Origin of the sequence: Bradyrhizobium sp. F1.4.3, assembly GCF_040548375.1 — a bacterium.
Taxonomy (GTDB): domain Bacteria; phylum Pseudomonadota; class Alphaproteobacteria; order Rhizobiales; family Xanthobacteraceae; genus Bradyrhizobium.
This window is the reverse complement of sequence record NZ_JBEPRN010000008.1, coordinates 145,056-163,113: the sequence shown is the minus strand read 5'-3', so window position 1 is coordinate 163,113 and position 18,058 is coordinate 145,056. Positions and strand designations below refer to the sequence as shown.

The window sequence follows — 18,058 nt, the reverse complement described above, 5'->3', positions numbered from 1 at the left end:
AGCCGCGACGCGTTCCTTAACCCGTTATTTACCGTAACAGGAAAAAGTCGGTATTCGAGGCAGACGACCCGCGCCGAATTCGATTGTCTTGCAACCGGCACGCGTGGGGAGACTGGAGGCGCCGGGTGGGGCGCCGGAGTGGGAACCGGACAGAGTCATGAATTCGCGCGTATCGTCGAGTGTTGACGGCATCGATCCATCCGTGAGGGAGCGGGCCGAAGCTGCTGCGCGTCGCGCCGGCATGTCACTCAACGATTGGCTGAACTCCACGCTCGGCGAGACTGCCCCGCCAAACTTTCGCGGACCTTACGAGCAGCGTCAGGACCAGCGTCCCGATCCGCGTTCAGCGCAAATGCCGAGCCAAGGACCGAGTCAGGAAAGCCGCGAAGTCGCCGACATCCACCAGCGGCTCGACGCGATCACCCAGCAGATCGAACGAATTTCAAAGCCCGCGGAGCGCCAGGACGCCTCGCGCGAAAAAGACGTCTCGCGCGAGCAGGGTGTCGCACGCCAGCTCAACGACGCGATCTCGCGCCTCGATGCGCGGCTGTCGCAAATCTCAAAGCCCCAGCAGCCGCAGCAGCCTCAAGCACCGCGCCCCGCTTCGGTCGAGACGCGCCAGCGCCAGGCCGATACGGTCGAGCGAGCGGCCGCGCAAGTCTATCGCAACTCGCCTCCCTTAAGCCCCGCCTCGTTCGACGTCGCGGTTGCCGAGATCACGGCGCGGCAGAGCGAGCTCGACGGATTTGCACCACGGCAGCTGCCGCCGCGCGCCGCGCCTTCGATTGCGCCCACGACAGCTCCTTTCGCCGCCCCCATCGCGCGCCCTGCGCCTGCCTATGCTCCGCCACCACCGCAGCCGGGGCCGGATTTCTCGTCGCTCGAACGACATTTGCTCAAGATCACGAGCCAGATTGAATCGCTCCAGCGTCCTGACAATACCGAGCAGGCGATCAACGCCTTCCGCAGCGAGCTTGCCGAAATCCGCCACGCCATCACCGAGGCGATGCCGCGCCGTGCGATCGAATCGATCGAGAACGAGATCCGCTCGCTGCACCGTCGCATCGACGAGACCCGCTCGTCCGGCACCGACGGCCAGGCCCTCGCCGGCATCGAGCACGCACTGTCCGATATCAAGCAGGTGCTGCGCACACTGACGCCGGCCGAGCAGCTCACCGGCTATGACGAGGCGATCCGCAATCTCGGCGGCAAGCTCGATCTGATCCTGCGCGCCAATGACGATCCGTCGACGGTGCGGCAGCTCGAAGGCGCGATCTCGGCGCTGCGCGGCATCGTCTCGAACGTTGCCTCCAACGAAGCGCTGGCACGCCTCTCCGAGGACGTGCAGCTGCTGTCGTCCAAGGTCGACCAGGTCACTCGCCCCTCCAGCCACAGCGACAGCTTTGCGGTGCTTGAGCAGCGTATCGCCGCGCTCACCGCGGCGCTGGAAACGCGCGAGCGGCCGGCACCGGCGGAAAGCACCGAACATCTGGAAAGCGCGATCCGGGCGCTGTCGGACCGTTTCGACCGCATGCAGGTCGGCAACGACTCGGTCTCGACCTTCGCGCATCTCGAGCAGCGCGTCTCCTATCTGCTGGAGCGGATCGAGGCCGCCCCCGATCAGCGCGGCGGAAACCTGAGCCGCGTCGAGGACGGGCTGCACGACATCCTGCGCCATCTGGAACGGCAGCAGGCCACCTATTCCGCGCTGGCCGAGAGCCGCAGCGCGGCACCGCCATCCGATTCCGACGTGGCTGACCTCCTTAAGCGCGAGCTCTCCGACATCCGCTTCAGCCAGGCCGAAACCAACCGCAGCACCCAGGATTCGCTCGAGGCCGTGCACAACACGCTCGGCCATGTCGTCGATCGCCTCGCGATGATCGAGGGCGATCTGCGCGCGGTGCGCACCGCGCCGCCGGCCCCCGCGCCACAGCCGATGCCGCAGCCCATGCCGATGGCTGCCCCGGCCGAACCGACGCCGATAGCGCGCGAGCAGCGGCCGCAACCGCAACAACCGCAATACGATCCGAAGCCCGAGCTGCCGAATCCCGCCGCCGCACAATCGGCACACGCCGCCTTCGTCGCCGCGCCGCGCGAATTCCACGCCGCAACGCCCGCCGCGCCGCCGCCAGCGCCGATGGCGCCGCCGGTTCCGCCGCGTGCGATCAGCGAGATCCTGGAGCCGCACACGGCGCCTACGCGCGCCGCGCTCGCGCCCGAACTGCCGCCGGATCATCCGCTCGAGCCAGGCACGCGTCCGAACGGCCGTGCCGCCACGCCGTCCGAGCGCATTGCCGCGTCCGAAAACGCGATCAGCGAAATTCCTGCTGCGCCAAAAGAGCCGGTGTCGTCGTCGAGCTTCATCGCAGCGGCGCGGCGCGCCGCGCAAGCTGCCGCTGCACAACCACCCGAAAAGCCCGCGCGCGGCGCCAAGGCCGCAATCGCGGGCCGCGCCAAGGACAAGGGCCAGGAAGGTGGCTCGACCATCACCTCGAAAATCCGCTCACTGCTGGTCGGCGCGAGCGTGGTTGTAATCGTGCTCGGCACCTTCAAGATGGCGATGAACCTGCTCGAAGGCGGCAGCGCGCCGCCTGCGCCGCAGGCGATGGAGAACTCCAGCGAGCCCGCGCCGCAGGCCCCGCCGCCGGTCGAGACCAAGCCCGCCGCACCCGAGCAGGTCACGCCGTCGATGACTTCGCCGACGCCAATCGGAAAGCAGTCCCTGAACAATGCCGCGCCGGCGCCCGCGACGAGCTCCGGCAATGCGGCTTCAGTCGAAATTCCCCCCGCTCCTGCCGCGGCGCCACCTCCGCCCGCGACTTCAAGCGATGTCACCGGCGCGCTGACGGGCATGAGCCGCGCGCGGCTCGGCCTGGTCCAGGTGCCGCCGAGCGAAAAGCTGCCTGACGGCATCGGCGGCCCGGGCTTGCGCACCGCCGCGATGAAGGGCGATGCGACCGCGGCCTACGAGATCGGCGTGCGCTTTGCCGAGGGCAAGGGCGTGGCCGCGAATTACGACGAAGCCGCCAAATGGTACGACCGCGCGGCGCAGGCCGGCGTGGTACCCGCGACCTTCCGGCTCGGCACGCTCTACGAGAAGGGCCTCGGCGTGAAGAAGGACGCCGACATCGCCCGCCGCTATTACACGCAGGCCGCAGAGCGCGGCAACGCCAAGGCGATGCATAATCTCGCGGTGCTCGACGCCGACGGCGGCGGACGTGGCGCCAACTACAAGAGCGCGGCGCAGTGGTTCCGCAAAGCCGCCGACCGCGGCGTCGCCGATAGCCAGTTCAACCTCGGCATCCTCTATGCCCGCGGCATCGGCGTCGAACAGAACCTCGCAGAATCCTACAAATGGTTCAGCCTGGCCGCGGCCCAGGGCGACGCGGATGCATCGGGCAAGCGCGACGACGTTGCCAAGCGTCTCGACCCGCAGTCGCTTGCCGCCGCCAAGCTCGCGATCCAGACCTTCAGCGCCGAGCCGCAGCCCGACGACGCCGTCAACGTCGCGGCGCCCGCCGGCGGTTGGGACAGCGCGCCACAGGCGAGCACGAAGCCCGCACCGAAGCCGGCCGCGACCAAGCGCTCGGCCTCGGCGGCGCATTAATCACACTCTTTCCCCTCATGGTGAGGAGCGCGCCCTTGCGCGCGTCTCGAACCATGCAGGCCTGCCTCCCGATCCGGGCCTCGCCCTTCGAGACGCATGCTGCGCAGGCTCCTCAGGGTGAGGGGAAACAGTTCACGCGCGTCGTTCACCACACCCCAAGTTCCTGATCCACCCGGCGGCGAATTCGGCTATTGAGGGGCGCGGCAATCGTTCTGCCCTTCCTGCGAGCATTGCGCAAATCGATCCGTCTCGCCGGAGCTTGGGTCCGATGCAGCTTTACCTTCCGATCGCCGATCTTCCAGTCAACGTCTTCCTGGTGCTGGCGATGGGTGCCGCGGTCGGCTTCGTCTCCGGCATGTTCGGGATCGGCGGCGGATTTCTGATGACGCCGCTGTTGATCTTCATCGGCATCACGCCGGCCGTCGCCGTTGCGTCCGTTGCGAGCCACATCGCGGCCTCGTCCTTTTCCGGCGCCCTCACCTATTGGCGGCGGCGCGCGATCGATCCGGCACTGGCGAGCGTGTTGTTGTGTGGCGGCGTCACCGGCACCGCGCTGGGCGTGTGGACGTTCACGCAGCTCCGCGCACTCGGGCAGCTCGATCTGATGATCGCGCTGTCCTACGTCGTGCTGCTCTCTACGGTCGGCAGCCTGATGTTCTCCGAAGGCCTGCGTGCCATGGTGCGAACCCGGCACGGCGCCGTCCCGGCGCGCCGCACGCACAACTGGATCCACGGCCTGCCGCTGAAGATGCGGTTCAAACGCTCGAAGATCTATCTGTCGGTGATCCCCGTGGTGATCGTCGGCATCGTGATCGGCTTCATCGGCGCGATCATGGGCATCGGCGGCGGCTTCATCCTGGTGCCGATCATGATCTACCTGTTGCGGGTGCCGACCTCGACGGTGATCGGGACCTCGATGGTTCTGACGCTGGTCACCATGCTGTTCGCGACCTTGCTGCACGCGGTGACCAACCACCTGGTCGACGCGGTGCTGGCGTTGATCCTGATGGTCGGCGGCGTCACCGGCGCGCAATTCGGCGCCCGCGCGGGCCAAAAAATCCGTGGTGAGCAGTTGCGGCTGCTGCTGGGCCTCCTCATTCTCTCGGTCGGCGTCCGCTTCGCGGTCGAGCTCGTGATCCGGCCCGAGGATCTTTTCACCATCCGCGAGCTGGGGGTGAACGGATGATGCGTGCGCTCATCGCAGCTCTTCTCGTTCTGCTGTTCAGCGGCACCGCGCGGGCCGAGCGGCTGATCGTGTCCGTTTCCAACCACCGCGTCACGGTGACGCCGAACTATTCCGGCGAGGAGCTGGTGCTGTTCGGCTCGGTGGAGAAGGACGCCTCCACGCCGGCCGACCGCACGACCTACGATCTCGTGGTCACCGTGATGGGTCCGCGCGCCGACATGGTGACGCGGCGCAAGGAGCGCACCTTCGGCATCTGGATCAACACCGACTACCGGCAGTTCTTGCAGGTGCCGAGCTATCTGGCCCTGTTCGCCAACCGCTCCTTCGACCTGATCACCTCGCCCGAGATCGCGCGGCGGCAGCAGATCGGGCTCAACAACGTACTGCTGACACAACGCGTCAGCGGCGACTATGCCGACGTGGTGCCGAACGATGCGTTCCGCTCAGCCTTCATCCGTCTGCGCACCCAGCGCGGGCTCTATCGCGAGGATGCGAGCGCGGTGACGTTTTTGACGCCGACGCTGTTCCGCACCGGCATTCCGCTGCCGGCGGAGGTGCCGATCGGCACCTATGAGGTCGAGATCAAGCTGTTCGCCAACGGCGCATTCGTTACCAAGACGGAGACCGCGTTCGAGATCGTCAAGGTCGGCTTCGAGCAATTCGTCGCGACGACCGCACGGCAGAACGGGTTGGTCTACGGCCTGGTCACGGCGGCGATGGCACTGATGACGGGATGGATGGCGTCGATCGTGTTTCGGAAGGATTAGCCGCGTTCTCCGTCATTGCGAGCGCAGGCGCACGACAAGTTCTCCGCTGTCGTCCTGGCGAAAGCCAGGACCCATTACCACAAGCGATCATTGGTATAGGACTCTCTGGCCACAGCTTGCCGCAACAACAACCAGTCGGGGTAATGGGTCCTGGCTTTCGCCAGGACGACGCTGGGGGAGCTACGGCGCCTCCACCACCGTCGGCACGCCCGGCTCCAGCAATCGCAGCCGTGTCCCGAAGCCGAGCACGTCGAACGTCTTGCGCAAATCCTCGCTGTTCTGGCGGAAATGCGCCCAGCCTTCGGTGTGCACGGGAACGATCATCGCATCGGGAAAGGCGCGCGCGGTCTCGATGGTGTCGTTGGTGTCCATGGTGAGGTGGAACGGCCCGCGCGTTTGCGCAGCGCCCGCGAACGGCAGCACCACGCCGCATTTGAAGCGGCGCGCGACCTCGGCGACGCCGTCGAACCAGGTGGTGTCGCCGCTGATATAGACCGGGCGAGTGTCCTTTCGGCTCGAGGTCACCACGAAGCCGATGACATCGCCCGACAGCGGCTCGATGCCGGCCGGACCGTGGCGTGCGGGCGTCGCGGTGATCGTCAGCGAATTGCCGTCGCCGTCCTTCAGATGCGCGGTGCCCCAGGGCGCGAGGCCTTCAACATGACCGCCGAGGCGCTTGGCAGCCGCTTCCGTCGTCAGCACACGCTTGACCTTGTGAAGAAACTCGCGGCCGGAATTGTCGAGATTATCCGAATGCTGGTCGTGGCTGAGCAGGACTGCATCAACCGGCCCGATGGCGTCAGGCCTCACGGCCGGCCCGATCGTCTTCTCCAGCTTCACATGCGGCAGCTGGTAGGCGCCGGGTGCGTCGAAGGTCGGATCGGTGAGCAGGCGAAAGCCGTCGATCTCGATCAGCGCGGTGGGGCCGCCGATCAGGGTGATGGAAATAGGCATGATCAACTTCTCCTACGAATCCGACTTGGCGGGCCGCGTCACCAGGTAGATACCGAGTGCGACCGGGATGATGCCGAGCAGGTCGCGGGCCTCGACATGCTCGCCGAGCACGATGAAGGCGAACAGCATGCCGAGCGGCGGCATCAGGAAATGATAGGCGCTCGCAGCGGTCGCGCCACACACTTTCAGGAGATGAAACCAGAGCCAGTAGGCAAGGATCGAGCCGCCGAGGACGAGGAAGGCGAAGGCGCCGATCAGGCTCGGTGTGAAGTCGATGGCGTGGATGTCAGCGAAGGTGAGCGCAACGGGCGTCAGCACGATGCCGGCGGCGAGGTTCTGTATGCCGTTGCCGATCCACAAGCTTCCCTTTGGCGCGAGCAACTTGAACAGAATGGTGCCGGCGACGATGGAGGCGAGCGATGCCAGCGTGAAGATGATGCCGTGAAACGAGTCGGTGCCGACCGACAGGCGATGCCAGACGATCAGAGTCATGCCGATGATGCCGAGCATCAGGCCGCTCGCCTTGCGCCAGGTCATGCCTTCGCCGAGGAAAAGCGCGGCGAGGGCCGCTGTGAACACCGGATTGGCCGAGACGATCAGGCCGCCGAGGCCGGCGGAGACCGATTGCAGGCCGGTGTAGCCGAGCCCGAGATAGAGCGCGTTGTTGGCAATTCCGAGCACGGCGAAGATCGCGGCATCGCGCCATGACAGCGACCAGTCGTCGCCGCGGATCAGCGTGGCACTGATGATCAAAATGCCGGCGAGCGAAAAGCGCGCGGCGAGCAGGATCAGCGGCGGGCAATGGGTGACGCCAATCTTGCCGGCGACGAAGGCGTAGCTCCAGAGCAGGCAGAACAGGCCGATAGCGAGCGGCAACATGTTGAAGCGGCTGCGGGGAACGGCAATCGAGGGGGCGAGCGACATGTGGGCATTCTCCTGAGCCCTCGATCTAGGGATCCGGCTTGTCATTTGGAAATTAAATGATTAACTTCCGATCAGTGGATTTTCGAATGGAGGCGCCCATGCTCGATCTCGAGCTCCTGCGCAGCTTCGTCTCGGTGGTGGATTCCGGCGGCTTCACCCGCGCCGGCGAGCGGGTCCACCGCACGCAATCGACCGTCAGCCAGCAGATCAAGCGGCTGGAGGAGGATGTCGGCCAGACCCTGCTGCACCGTGACGGCAAGGATGTGCGCCCGACCGAGGCCGGCGAGCGGCTGCTGTCCTATGCGCGGCGGCTGCTGTCGCTTGCCGAGGAGGCGCGCGACGTGCTGAGCCAGCCTGACAGCGAAGGCGCGATCCGGCTCGGTATCCCCGAGGATTTTGCGGCGTATCAACTGGCAAAACTGCTGGGGACGTTCTCGCGCTCGCATCCGGGCCTGCGGCTCGACGTGCGCGCCGACCAGAGCAAGAACCTCGCCCGCGACCTCGAACGCGGCGAGCTCGACCTTGCGCTTTACAAGCGCGAGGCCGGCGAGAAGGGCGCGATTGCGGTGTGGCCGGAACAGGTGCACTGGGTCACCAGCAAGAGCCATCCGATCCACGCGGACGTCCCCTCCGTGCCGCTGATCGGCTTTCCGCTCGGCTGCCTCTACCGCGCCGGCGCCATCCATGCCTTGGAAAGCGCGGGCCGCATCTGGCACATGTCCTACACGTCATCGAGTCTTGCCGGCATTCAGGCCGCGGTCGCCGCCGGCATGGGCCTGAGCATTTTGTCGGAGATGTCGATACAGGCCGATCATCGCGTGCTGACGGCCAAGGATGGCTTTGCGCCTATCAACCGGACCGAGGTGGCGTTGATGGCTTCACCCGGGGCCAGCCCCGCGACGCTACGGCTGGCCGATCGGCTGGCGGAGTTTTGTGAGAACGTGCAAGCGAAGGCGGCTTAGTCGCCACGAGCTCGGTCTGTTCCCTCCCCCGCAAGGAGGGAGGGAGCGCAGTTGTGCGAGCGGCCCGCAGCGCGCCCCTCAATAACACCGCGACGCGGCGATCGCATGGACGCGGCGATCGCCGAGGAGATGGGCGACAAAACCGTTCTTCGGAAAGATCTTTGCGAACGCCGCGTCGCGGATGCTTAAGCCCCCCGCATAGGCGCCAAAGGCGGGCATCACCGTGCGCTCGCCGTCGGAGGCAAAGCAGCGGCGCTCCATCGAACGGCCGCGCGCGGAGACGCGGGCCTTGGGATGGAGATGGCCGGCGATCTCGCCGGGGGCGCCGGTCGGCTCGTGGCGGAAGGTGATCGGCCCGATCGCGACTTCATCGGCGATGGTGCCGCCAAGATCGCGCGGCAAAGCCGGATCGTGATTGCCGGAGATCCAGATCCAGTCGCGGCCGGTCTGCAACGCGGCCACGGCATCGCGATCCTCCGCCGACAGGCGTCTATGTGCAGTGCGATCGTGAAAGCTGTCACCGAGCGCGATGACGATGCGCGGATCATGGCGGGAGATGACAGCAGCGAGGCGACTGAGCGTCGCGATGGTATCGTAGGGCGGCAGCAGCACGCCGCGCGTGGCGAAGCTCGAGCCCTTTTCCAGATGCAGGTCGGAGACGACGAGCAGGCGCTGCTCTTCCCAGAACAAGGCGCCGGAGAGATCGGCGTGAAACGACACACTGGTCACATCCAGGGTGCGCGTTGACGAAATCGATAGCGCCACGTGCTCCGTCATGGCCGGGCGCAGCCGTTCGAAGAACGGCGTCGCTTCCGCTCGCCTATGCCCGGCCATCCACGTTCTTGGCGCGGAGGCAAAGTCGTGGATGCCCGGGTCTTCCAAATGAAGGCGCGCTCCGCGCTTTTGCCCGGGCATGACGGTGTGGATGGATCGGTGCTCCGAAAAGTCATTGTTGCTGCAGCTACGACATCGCCTCTTTGACAAGCTCGTCGGCGGCCTCCGCCAACAGCTCGTCGCCAGCTTCGCCATAAACTGACTCGCGGCCGATTTCCAGCATCACGGGGACGGCGAGCGGGGAGACGTGGTCGAGTTCCCGGTGCGTGATGTGACCCTGGATGCGGGTGAGCATGTCGCTGAGACGGCGCAGATCGAGCAGGCCGGTGGCGGCATCGGCGCGCGCGGCGCGCAGCAGGACGTGATCGGGCTGATGTTTTCTCAGGACGTCGTAGACGAGATCGGTCGAGAACAGCACCTGGCGGCGGCTTTTCTCCTCGCCAGTGTGGCGGCGAGCGATCAGGCCGGAGATGATCGCGCAATTCCGGAACGTGCGCTTCATCAATGCGGACTCGGCGAGCCAGGCCTCGAGGTCGTCGCCGAGCATATCAGGATCAAACAGCGCGTTGAGATCGAGCTTGCCGTTGCGGATCATGAAGGACAAGTCGCCGAGCCCCCAGATCGCGACCGCATATTCGTTGGCGACGAAGCCGAGCGGACGGGCGCGGGCACGCTCGAGCCGGCGCGTCAAGAGCATGCCGAGCGTCTGGTGCGCGAGGCGTCCCTCGAAGGGATAGCAGACGATGTAATGCTTGTTGGCACGCGGAAAGCTCTCGACCAGAAGCTCACGCACCGCCGGCACGCGCGAGACGTCCCTTTGCAGCGACAGCCAGTCCCGCACCTGCTCCGGCAGCGCATGCCAGGCTCGGCCGTCATCGAGCAAGCGGCGAACGCGTTCGGCGAGATAGGTCGAGAGCGGAAACTTGCCACCCATATAGGACGGCACTTTTGGATCCTTGTCGTTGGCGCGCGAGACATAGACCTGGTCCTCGACCAGCGCCTCGTAGCGCACGACTTCGCCGCCGAACACGAAGGTGTCGGCTGGGCTCAGGCCTTCGATGAAGCCTTCCTCGATCTCACCCAGTAATCTGCCGCCACGCGCGATCACGCCTGTCGAGCCCGCACCACTGCCACGCGAGCGCACCAGCCGCACCTTCAGCATGTCGTCCTCGACGATGGTGCCGACATTCATGCGGTAGCTCTGCCGCACCTTTGGATTGGCGACGCGCCAGCGCCCTTGCTTGTCCTGCTTGATGCGGGCGAAGCGCTCATAGGTCTTCAGCGCATAGCCGCCGGTGGCGACGAAATCGACGGCGTCGTCGAAATCCTGCCGCGTGAGATCGGCGTAGGGCGCGGCGGTGCGCACTTCGCCGTAGAGATCGTCAGAGAGAAACGGCTCGCCGCAGGCGCAGCCGAGCACGTGCTGGGCCAGCACGTCGAGCGCGCCTGTCCGAAGCGGCGGTGTGTCCTGCGCATTCTCGGCAATGGCGTCGATCGCGACGCTGCATTCCAGCACCTCGAAACGGTTGGCCGGCACCAGCACGGCGCGCGAGGCTTCGTCGAGGCGGTGGTTGGCGCGGCCGATCCGCTGCATCAGGCGCGAGGCCCCCTTGGGCGCGCCGATATTGACGACGAGATCGACGTCGCCCCAATCGACGCCGAGGTCGAGCGAGGAGGTGCAGACCACGCCGCGCAGCTTGCCTGCCGACATCGCGTCCTCGACCTTGCGACGCTGGGCGACGTCGAGCGAGCCGTGATGCAGGGCGATCGCAAGGTTGTCGTCGTTCATGCGCCAAAGATCCTGGAACAGCATCTCGGCCTGGCTGCGGGTGTTGACGAAGACCAGCGTGGTCTTGTTCGCCTTGATCAGCTCGTAGATTTCGGGAAGCGCGTGGCGGGCGCTGTGGCCGGCCCAGGGCAACCGCTCGCGTGTGTCGAGCATCTCGACGACCGGTGGCGCCGCGCCGCCGGCGATGACGATGTCGGCCGATTGGGCTTGGTCCTTCGGCTGCGGCATCAGGAAGCGGGCCAGCGATTCCGGCTCGGCCACGGTCGCGGACAGGCCGATCGCGCGCATCTGCGGCGCCAGCCGCCACAGCCGCGCCAGCCCCAGCGACAGCAGGTCGCCGCGCTTGGAGGTCACCAGCGCGTGCAGCTCATCGAGCACGATGCGCTTGAGCGAGGAAAATAGGAACGGCGCGTCATCGGAGGACAGCAGCAGCGCAAGCTGCTCCGGTGTCGTCAGCAGAATATCCGGCGGATAGCGCCGCTGCCGCTGCCGCCGCGAATTTGGTGTATCGCCGGTGCGGGTCTCGATCTTGATCGGCAGTCCCATCTCGGCGACCGGCCGCTCCAGATTGCGCGCGATGTCGACGGCGAGCGCCTTGAGCGGCGAGATGTAGAGGGTGTGCAGGCCGCCGCTGCGCTGAACGCTACGGCCGGTGGAAGCCACGGCTTTCACGGAGGCCGCAGAACTCAGCTCCACCAGCGTCGGCAGAAATCCCGCCAGCGTCTTGCCGGCACCGGTCGGCGCGATCAGCAGCGCGCTAGCGTCCTCTCGCGCCTTTTCCAAAAGCGCCAATTGATGCGCGCGCGGCACCCAGCCGCGCGCCGCGAACCATGCCTGGAAGCGGTCGGGCAGCGTGGCCGGCTCGGCCAGGGCTTTTAGGGTGCGGGGCGGCACGGCATCACAGGTAAGCCGTGGGGGCGGGTTCGTCGAGGGGGTCGTGCCACGATGAGCGAAGCGCCGTCCCCTCTCCCCTTGTGGGAGAGGGTGGCTCGTCGCGTAGCGACGAGACGGGTGAGGGGTCTCTCTCCGCACGCCCATCTCTTGCAGAGAGTTCGCGGAGAGATACCCCTCATCCGGCGCTTCGCGCCACCTTCTCCCACAAGGGGAGAAGGGAGAGCGCGCCCCCCTACTCCGACATCGGCTTGTCGGAGATGTCCCAGTCCTTGCCGCTGAAGATCGAGATGAAGAGCGTCTTCATCGGCGTGTAGTCGTCGGGCGTGTAGCTGTAGTTCACACCATCGAGGAAATAGGGCGAGTGGAAGCCCGCGAGCGTCGAGGCCTGCTTCAGCACGTTGGCGCGGGTGAGATCGTCGCCGCAGCGTCGCAAAATCTCGCCCATGGTCACGGCCTGGCCGTAGCCGGCAAAGGCGATCGTGTTATCGGGGTCGATCGTGGGGATGTACTTCTTGCGCAGCTCCTCGAACGCCATCACGTCCGGATCCTTCTCCCATTTCGGCAGGCCGACTTCCTTGTTGTAGCGGATGGCGACGATGCCGGCGGCGTTCTCGAGCCCGGCGGCGTTGAGAATCGAACGTCCGGTCGAGCCGGCCGACAGCAGTTGCAGCGGCTTCCAGCCGAGCTCGGCGACTTTACGGATCGACTGCGACGTCGCCTTGCCGGTGGTGATGTTGTAGAAGACGTCCGCGCCCGACTTCGAGAGATTGATGAGCTGGGAATCGACCGTCGGATCGGTGAGATCGTAGGTCTGCTCCATGATCACCTGCGCGGTGCCGCCGGCATCCGCCAGCACCTTCTTGAACGGGCCGAGGAAGTCGCGACCGAAATCGTCGTTCTGGTAGAGGATGCCGATCTTCGCGTTCGGCTTCACGCCGACGACGTGCCGCGCCAGGATGCGCGCCTCGGTCGGGTAGAGCGGCAGGCCCGCCATCGTCCATTTGAACTCTTTCGGATTGTTCCACTTCGACGCGCCGGTGTTGAGCAGGAGCTGCGGCACGCCCTTGGAGTTCAGATATTTGTGCACGGAGGTCTGCGGCGCGGTGCCGAGCGAACCGTACAGCGCCAGCACCTCCTCCTGCTCAACCAGGCGCCGCGTCGCCTCGACGCATTTCGGGGCGCTGTAGGCATCGTCCATGGTGAGGAATTTGATCTTGCGCCCGTTGATGCCGCCCTTCTCGTTCAGCATCTGGAAATAGGCTTCGCCGATCCGGCCCAACACGCCGTAGAGCGAGCCGGGACCGGAATGCGGCACGGTCTGCCCGATCTTGATCTCGGTGTCGCTGGCGCCCGCATCGTACTTCTTCTCCGCCGCCCAGACATAAGGCGCAGGCAAGGTGGATGCAGCGATGGTTGCGAACGCGGCGGCGCTGACATCGCGCCGCGATGGATTTTTGGTCATTATTTGTTTCTCCCTAGCGCGCGCATTGTGCTGGGAACGCAGCACGGCTCGCAAGTAGGAAGTCGTCGCTTTGCGACGCAAAGACGCTCAAATCGACGGGTGTTTAGCGTCTAAACTCAAGTTTTCTCAGCGACCACGACGAGGCCGCGCACCGGCTCATTGTTCTCGATGCGTGGCGAGGCCGGCTCCAATGTCAGCAGCTTCAGCCCGGCCTTGGTTATCGCACCGCGCACATATTCCGCCGAATGGGCATAGCGCAAGCCTTCGCCGAGGACGATCCCGCTGCCGTCATGCGTCTCCAGCGTGAAGGCAAGCACGCCACCGGATGCGAGCACGCGCCTGGCTTCGCCGAGCACCGGCGCGAGGTCAGAGAGATAGACGAAGGCGTCGGCCGCGACGACGAGGTTCGCGCTCGCATCAGCCTTGCCGCGCAGGCCCTCGATCATGTCGGCAACTTCGAGCTCGGCGTAGAACTCCGTCGCCCGCGCCTGCTTGATCATGCCGGGTGAGAGATCGATGCCGGTGAAATGATCGACCTGTTTTGCGAAGGCGGCGGCCGCAAGCCCGGTGCCGCAGCCGAGATCGACGGCGCGCTTGAACAGGGCTCGCTTCTTCGCGGCGACGCGGGCAGCCACCACCGCCTTGAAGATCAGCGACGGCGCGCGATAGTCGAGATCGTTGATCAGGACGTGATCGAAGCGCGGCGCATATTGATCGAACAGCGCCTGCACGTATGCCTTGGGCATCTCGGATAATTGCTCGTCGCCAAGGCGTATCAGATGCAGGTGGGCGCCGTGCTGGTCGCCAGGATCGGACCGGCGCGCTTCGCGAAATGCCGCAATCGCCTTGTCGCGCTCGCCGAGCTGCGCACGGATCTCGCCAAGCGTGAACCAGGCCGAGGTGAAATTCGGCGCGAGCTCGATCGCCTGCTCGATGAGGTCGGCGGCGGCCGGCAGATCGCCCTTGAGCTGGAGATCGCGCGCGAACTCGAAACGGCGGTCGGCCATGAGATCGCCGGAGGACAAAAACAGGCGCAGGGGCATTTTGGAACCAGGGAGCAAAGCGGCAGGTGACTCGAAGACGCGATGGCGCAACCTATATAACAGGCATGCGTCCGCAAGACATCCTGTTGCCAGTCGCGAGCGGCCTGTGCTGCAAGCCCGGCGGTTTTCATATCGACCCTGTCCGCCCCGTGGAGCGGGCCGTGATCACCCACGGCCATTCCGACCATGCCCGCGCCGGCCATGGCGCAGTGCTGGCGACGCAGGAGACGCTGGACATGATGCGGCTGCGCTACGGCGAGAATTTCGCCGGATCGACGCAGGCGATCCGCTATGGCGAGGAGATCCGCCTCGGCGACGTCACCGTGAAATTCCATCCGGCCGGCCATGTGCTGGGCTCGGCGCAGATCGCCGTGAGCTGCAAGGACACCTGCATCGTCGCCTCCGGTGACTACAAGGACGCGCCCGACCCGACCTGCACACCGTTCGAGCTCGTGCCCTGCGACGTCTTCATCACCGAGGCCACGTTCGGGCTGCCGGTGTTTCGCCACGGCGATGCGGCCGACGAGGTGAAGAAGCTGCTCGCCTCGGTCGCGTTGTTTCCCGAACGCGCCCATCTCGTCGGCGCCTATTCGCTCGGCAAGGCGCAGCGCGTGATCGCGCTGTTGCGCGAGGCCGGCTACGACGCGCCGATTTATCTGCATGGCGCAATGGAGAAGATCACGCACTATTATCAGAGCCGAGGGGTCGCGCTCGGCGAACTAAAGCCGGTGATGGGCGTGAAGAAGGCTGCCCTCGCCGGCACCATCACGCTGGCGCCACCGTCTGCGACCTCCGATCTCTGGACCCGGCGCTTTCCCGATCCGGTCACCGCGTTTGCGTCGGGCTGGATGCGCGTGCGCGCCCGCGCGAGACAACGGGGCATCGAGCTGCCGCTGGTGATTTCCGATCATGCCGACTGGGACGGCCTCACTGCAACCATCGCCGCCACCGGCGCCGGCGAGATCTGGGTCACGCACGGCCAGGAAGATGCGCTGGTGCATTGGTGCCAAAGCAAAGGCTTGCGGGCGCAGCCGCTCGATCTCGTCGGCTATGGCGACGAGGAGGAGAGCGAAGCGCCGCTCGCTGACGAGGCCGAGGCATGAATCGCTTCGCCGAACTCTTGGACCGCCTCGCCTACGAGCCCGGCCGGAACAACAAGCTGCGGCTGATCACCAGCTATTTTCGCGAGGTTGGCGACCCCGACCGCGGTTATGCGCTGGCGGCGCTGACCGGTGCGCTGAGTTTCAAGCACGCCAAGCCCGCGTTGATCCGTGATTTGATCGCGTCGCGCACCGATCCCGTGCTGTTCGGGTTGTCGTATGACTATGTCGGAGATCTCTCGGAGACGGTGGCGCTGATGTGGCCGAGGCGGGTGCTCGGCAACGGCGAGTCTTTTCCGGGCTACCCCCCTCCCTCGCCCTTCCCCGCAAGGGGGGAGGGAGCGCAGCGGAGTGCTGGGCAATCACCTGATGCTTCAGCGACCATCGGCAAAGAGTCGAAGCGTGAGGCGCGCACCACTCTCACCGTTCCCTCCCTCCTTGCGGGGGAGGGTCAGGGAGGGGGGTGCTCCGGGCGAGATGCCGATGAGTCCACCCACGTCCGTAACCACAACAACCCGCCGCCCCCGACGCTGACCGAAGTCGTCACAACCCTCCGCACGCTCGGCAAAACCGAGCTGCCAAAGCAGCTCGAACGCTGGCTCGACGAGCTCGACGAGACCGGCCGCTGGGCGCTGCTGAAGCTCGTCACCGGGGCGCTGCGTATCGGCATCTCCGCACGGCTGGCGAAAACCGCGGCGGCCGCGCTCGGCGACAAGGACCCGCACGAAGTCGAGCTGATCTGGCCCGGTCTCAGCGCTCCCTATCTCGACCTGTTCGCCTGGCTGGAAGGCCGCGGAGAAAAGCCGGTCAACCGCGATCCCGCGCCGTTCCGCCCGGTGATGCTGGCGCATGCGATCGAGGACACGGATTTCGCCGCGCTCGATCCCGCCGACTACATCGCCGAATGGAAATGGGACGGCATCCGCGTGCAGGCGGTCGCAGGCCGCGACGACCGCGGCCACATCACGGCGCGGCTCTATTCGCGCACCGGCGAGGACATCACGGGAAGCTTTCCCGATCTCGTGCCCTCGCTGCGCCTGCCCGGCGCGATCGACGGCGAGCTTTTGATCCTGCGCGAGGGCCGCGTGCAGAGCTTCAACGTTCTGCAGCAGCGGCTCAACCGCAAGGTTGTCTCGCCGAAGCTGATCAAGGAGTTTCCGATCCATCTGCGCGCCTACGATTTGCTCGGCGACGACGAGAACGATCTGCGCGAGCTACCCTTCGCCGAGCGGCGCGAGCGGCTGGAGACCTTCATCGAGAAGCTCGACGATCCCCGCATCGATCTCTCGCCCACCGTCGCCTTCGCAAGCTGGGAGGCGCTCACTGCGGCGCGCGCCGATCCCGCGAGCGCAGGCGCGGGCAAGGATGCCGACGCCGTCGAAGGCGTGATGCTGAAGCGGCGCGACGCGCCCTATCTGCCGGGGCGGCCGAAGGGACAATGGTGGAAGTGGAAGCGTGATCCACATATCATCGATGCCGTGCTGATGTATGCGCAGCGCGGCCACGGCAAGCGCTCGTCCTATTATTCCGACTACACCTTTGGCGTCTGGACCGAAGGCGAAAACGGCGACGAGTTGGTGCCGGTCGGAAAAGCCTATTTCGGCTTCACCGACGAGGAGCTGCTCCAGATCGACCGCTTCGTCCGCCGCAACACCACCGAAAAATTCGGCCCCGTCCGCCATGTCGTGCACGAGGTCGACAAGGGGCTGGTGCTGGAGGTCGCCTTCGAGGGTCTGCAGCGCTCGCCGCGGCACAAATCCGGCGTCGCCATGCGCTTTCCCCGCATCAGCCGGCTGCGCTGGGACAAGCCGCCGCGGGAGGCCGACCGGCTGGAAACGCTGGAAAAGATGCTGAAGGCGGAGGCGACTGAGATTGAGGCTTGAAGGGAGATGGAGATAGAGCCCAAGTGCAGCCACCAGGGAGGTGTGCTCCCTCGCCCGCTTGCGGGAGACGGTCGGGGTGAGGGTGTCTCCGCGTTGGGATTCCCCAGAGGCGAGAGCCCTCACCCGGCGCTACGCGCCGACCTCTCCCGCAAGCGGGAGAGGTTAAGCCTCCCCGCGGCCCGACCGATTCAAACAATGCATCCCTCGAAGCGGTCGGCATTAAAATGCGGTAAGCTGATTGACGCCCCGTTGCGGGTTCCCCATGTGCCTCGCCGTGCCCTATAATGGGGGTCAATGGGGGTCGAATCCGCCCAAGGAGTTTTTTGTGATGGCCCACGACGTCAGAGATTTGCCGGCCGGCCGCAGTGATGGCCTGAACCGCTTTCTCGGCGGCTCGCCGCTGGCGGTCGCGTTTCGTCTGATCCTGCTCTCGATCCTGGTCGGCGTCGTGCTGGCCGCAATCGGGTTCGATCCCTGGAATATCATCTACAGCATCCGCCTCTTGTTCCAGCGGCTGTGGGATCTCGGCTTCGATACCGTCAACTGGCTATGGCGCTACTTCCTGCTCGGCGCCGTCATCGTGATCCCGATCTGGCTGCTGATGCGCGTCTTCGGCACGCCGCGCGGCCGCTAAGCCGGGTTCATGCTCTAGG

Annotated in this window: 13 protein-coding genes; 7 read left to right on the top strand and 6 right to left on the bottom strand. The window is 65.9% G+C overall.

What is annotated here, in order from left to right:
* Positions 1-157: 157 nt before the first annotated feature.
* From ABIB73_RS21855 to ABIB73_RS21845, 3 genes are all read left to right on the top strand, one after another.
* Positions 158-3,607 carry a hypothetical protein gene (locus ABIB73_RS21855; RefSeq protein ID WP_354227210.1) on the top strand — a complete coding sequence of 1,150 codons (3,450 nt, stop codon included), beginning with the start codon at positions 158-160 and terminating at the stop codon, positions 3,605-3,607.
* 268 nt (positions 3,608-3,875) lie between these two features.
* Positions 3,876-4,793 carry a sulfite exporter TauE/SafE family protein gene (locus ABIB73_RS21850; protein ID WP_354227208.1) on the top strand — a complete coding sequence of 306 codons (918 nt, stop codon included), beginning with the start codon at positions 3,876-3,878 and terminating at the stop codon, positions 4,791-4,793.
* Positions 4,790-5,560 (top strand): TIGR02186 family protein, encoded by a 771-nt coding sequence (locus tag ABIB73_RS21845; RefSeq protein WP_354227207.1) that lies wholly within the window; start codon positions 4,790-4,792, stop codon positions 5,558-5,560. Before ABIB73_RS21850 ends, ABIB73_RS21845 begins: the two co-directional genes overlap by 4 nt.
* 180 nt (positions 5,561-5,740) lie before the next feature.
* Here the strand turns inward: ABIB73_RS21845 and ABIB73_RS21840 are convergent, their stop codons facing one another.
* Positions 5,741-6,514 (bottom strand): MBL fold metallo-hydrolase, encoded by a 774-nt coding sequence (locus ABIB73_RS21840; RefSeq protein WP_354227205.1) that lies wholly within the window; start codon positions 6,512-6,514, stop codon positions 5,741-5,743.
* 12 nt (positions 6,515-6,526) lie between these two features.
* Entirely contained in the window at positions 6,527-7,438 is a 912-nt protein-coding gene (locus ABIB73_RS21835) for a DMT family transporter (protein WP_354227203.1), read from the bottom strand.
* 98 nt (positions 7,439-7,536) lie between these two features.
* Here ABIB73_RS21835 and ABIB73_RS21830 point away from each other — a divergent pair, with 98 nt between their 5' ends.
* Positions 7,537-8,400: a LysR family transcriptional regulator gene (locus tag ABIB73_RS21830; RefSeq protein ID WP_354227201.1), complete on the top strand. Its 864-nt coding sequence runs from the start codon at positions 7,537-7,539 to the stop codon at positions 8,398-8,400.
* A 78-nt stretch (positions 8,401-8,478) separates the two neighbouring features.
* On the opposite strand, the gene pdeM is transcribed toward ABIB73_RS21830, so the two are convergent.
* From pdeM to ABIB73_RS21810, 4 genes are all read right to left on the bottom strand, one after another.
* The gene (gene pdeM, locus ABIB73_RS21825) at positions 8,479-9,177 is read right to left on the bottom strand and encodes a ligase-associated DNA damage response endonuclease PdeM (protein ID WP_354227384.1); all 699 of its coding nucleotides are present in this window, start codon (positions 9,175-9,177) and stop codon (positions 8,479-8,481) included.
* 184 nt (positions 9,178-9,361) lie between these two features.
* Complete coding sequence (locus tag ABIB73_RS21820; RefSeq protein WP_354227199.1) at positions 9,362-11,917, bottom strand: ligase-associated DNA damage response DEXH box helicase; 2,556 nt, start codon at positions 11,915-11,917, stop codon at positions 9,362-9,364.
* 232 nt (positions 11,918-12,149) lie between these two features.
* Entirely contained in the window at positions 12,150-13,379 is a 1,230-nt protein-coding gene (locus ABIB73_RS21815; protein WP_354227197.1) for an ABC transporter substrate-binding protein, read from the bottom strand.
* Positions 13,380-13,495: 116 nt separating this feature from the next.
* On the bottom strand, positions 13,496-14,422 hold the full coding sequence (locus ABIB73_RS21810; RefSeq protein ID WP_354227195.1) for a class I SAM-dependent DNA methyltransferase: 927 nt from the start codon (positions 14,420-14,422) through the stop codon (positions 13,496-13,498).
* A gap of 65 nt (positions 14,423-14,487) precedes the next feature.
* On the opposite strand from ABIB73_RS21810, the gene ABIB73_RS21805 reads away from it, so the two are divergent.
* From ABIB73_RS21805 to ABIB73_RS21795, 3 genes are all read left to right on the top strand, one after another.
* The gene (locus ABIB73_RS21805; RefSeq protein ID WP_354227383.1) at positions 14,488-15,525 is read left to right on the top strand and encodes a ligase-associated DNA damage response exonuclease; all 1,038 of its coding nucleotides are present in this window, start codon (positions 14,488-14,490) and stop codon (positions 15,523-15,525) included.
* Positions 15,522-17,405: an ATP-dependent DNA ligase gene (locus ABIB73_RS21800; RefSeq protein ID WP_354227193.1), complete on the top strand. Its 1,884-nt coding sequence runs from the start codon at positions 15,522-15,524 to the stop codon at positions 17,403-17,405. The genes ABIB73_RS21805 and ABIB73_RS21800 overlap by 4 nt, the downstream gene beginning before the upstream one ends.
* A 328-nt stretch (positions 17,406-17,733) precedes the next feature.
* Entirely contained in the window at positions 17,734-18,039 is a 306-nt protein-coding gene (locus tag ABIB73_RS21795; protein ID WP_354227191.1) for a DUF6460 domain-containing protein, read from the top strand.
* The last annotated feature ends 19 nt before the right edge of the window (positions 18,040-18,058 follow it).

Bases quoted from the DNA above. Each gene is read 5' to 3' on its own strand.
- ABIB73_RS21855 (WP_354227210.1), top strand. From the start codon at position 158: ATGAATTCGCGCGTATCGTCGAGTGTTGACGGCATCGATCCATCCGTG.
- ABIB73_RS21850 (WP_354227208.1), top strand. From the start codon at position 3,876: ATGCAGCTTTACCTTCCGATCGCCGATCTTCCAGTCAACGTCTTCCTG.
- ABIB73_RS21845 (WP_354227207.1), top strand. From the start codon at position 4,790: ATGATGCGTGCGCTCATCGCAGCTCTTCTCGTTCTGCTGTTCAGCGGC.
- ABIB73_RS21840 (WP_354227205.1), bottom strand. From the start codon at position 6,514: ATGCCTATTTCCATCACCCTGATCGGCGGCCCCACCGCGCTGATCGAG.
- ABIB73_RS21835 (WP_354227203.1), bottom strand. From the start codon at position 7,438: ATGTCGCTCGCCCCCTCGATTGCCGTTCCCCGCAGCCGCTTCAACATG.
- ABIB73_RS21830 (WP_354227201.1), top strand. From the start codon at position 7,537: ATGCTCGATCTCGAGCTCCTGCGCAGCTTCGTCTCGGTGGTGGATTCC.
- pdeM (WP_354227384.1), bottom strand. From the start codon at position 9,177: ATGACGGAGCACGTGGCGCTATCGATTTCGTCAACGCGCACCCTGGAT.
- ABIB73_RS21815 (WP_354227197.1), bottom strand. From the start codon at position 13,379: ATGACCAAAAATCCATCGCGGCGCGATGTCAGCGCCGCCGCGTTCGCA.
- ABIB73_RS21810 (WP_354227195.1), bottom strand. From the start codon at position 14,422: ATGCCCCTGCGCCTGTTTTTGTCCTCCGGCGATCTCATGGCCGACCGC.
- ABIB73_RS21805 (WP_354227383.1), top strand. From the start codon at position 14,488: ATGCGTCCGCAAGACATCCTGTTGCCAGTCGCGAGCGGCCTGTGCTGC.
- ABIB73_RS21800 (WP_354227193.1), top strand. From the start codon at position 15,522: ATGAATCGCTTCGCCGAACTCTTGGACCGCCTCGCCTACGAGCCCGGC.
- ABIB73_RS21795 (WP_354227191.1), top strand. From the start codon at position 17,734: ATGGCCCACGACGTCAGAGATTTGCCGGCCGGCCGCAGTGATGGCCTG.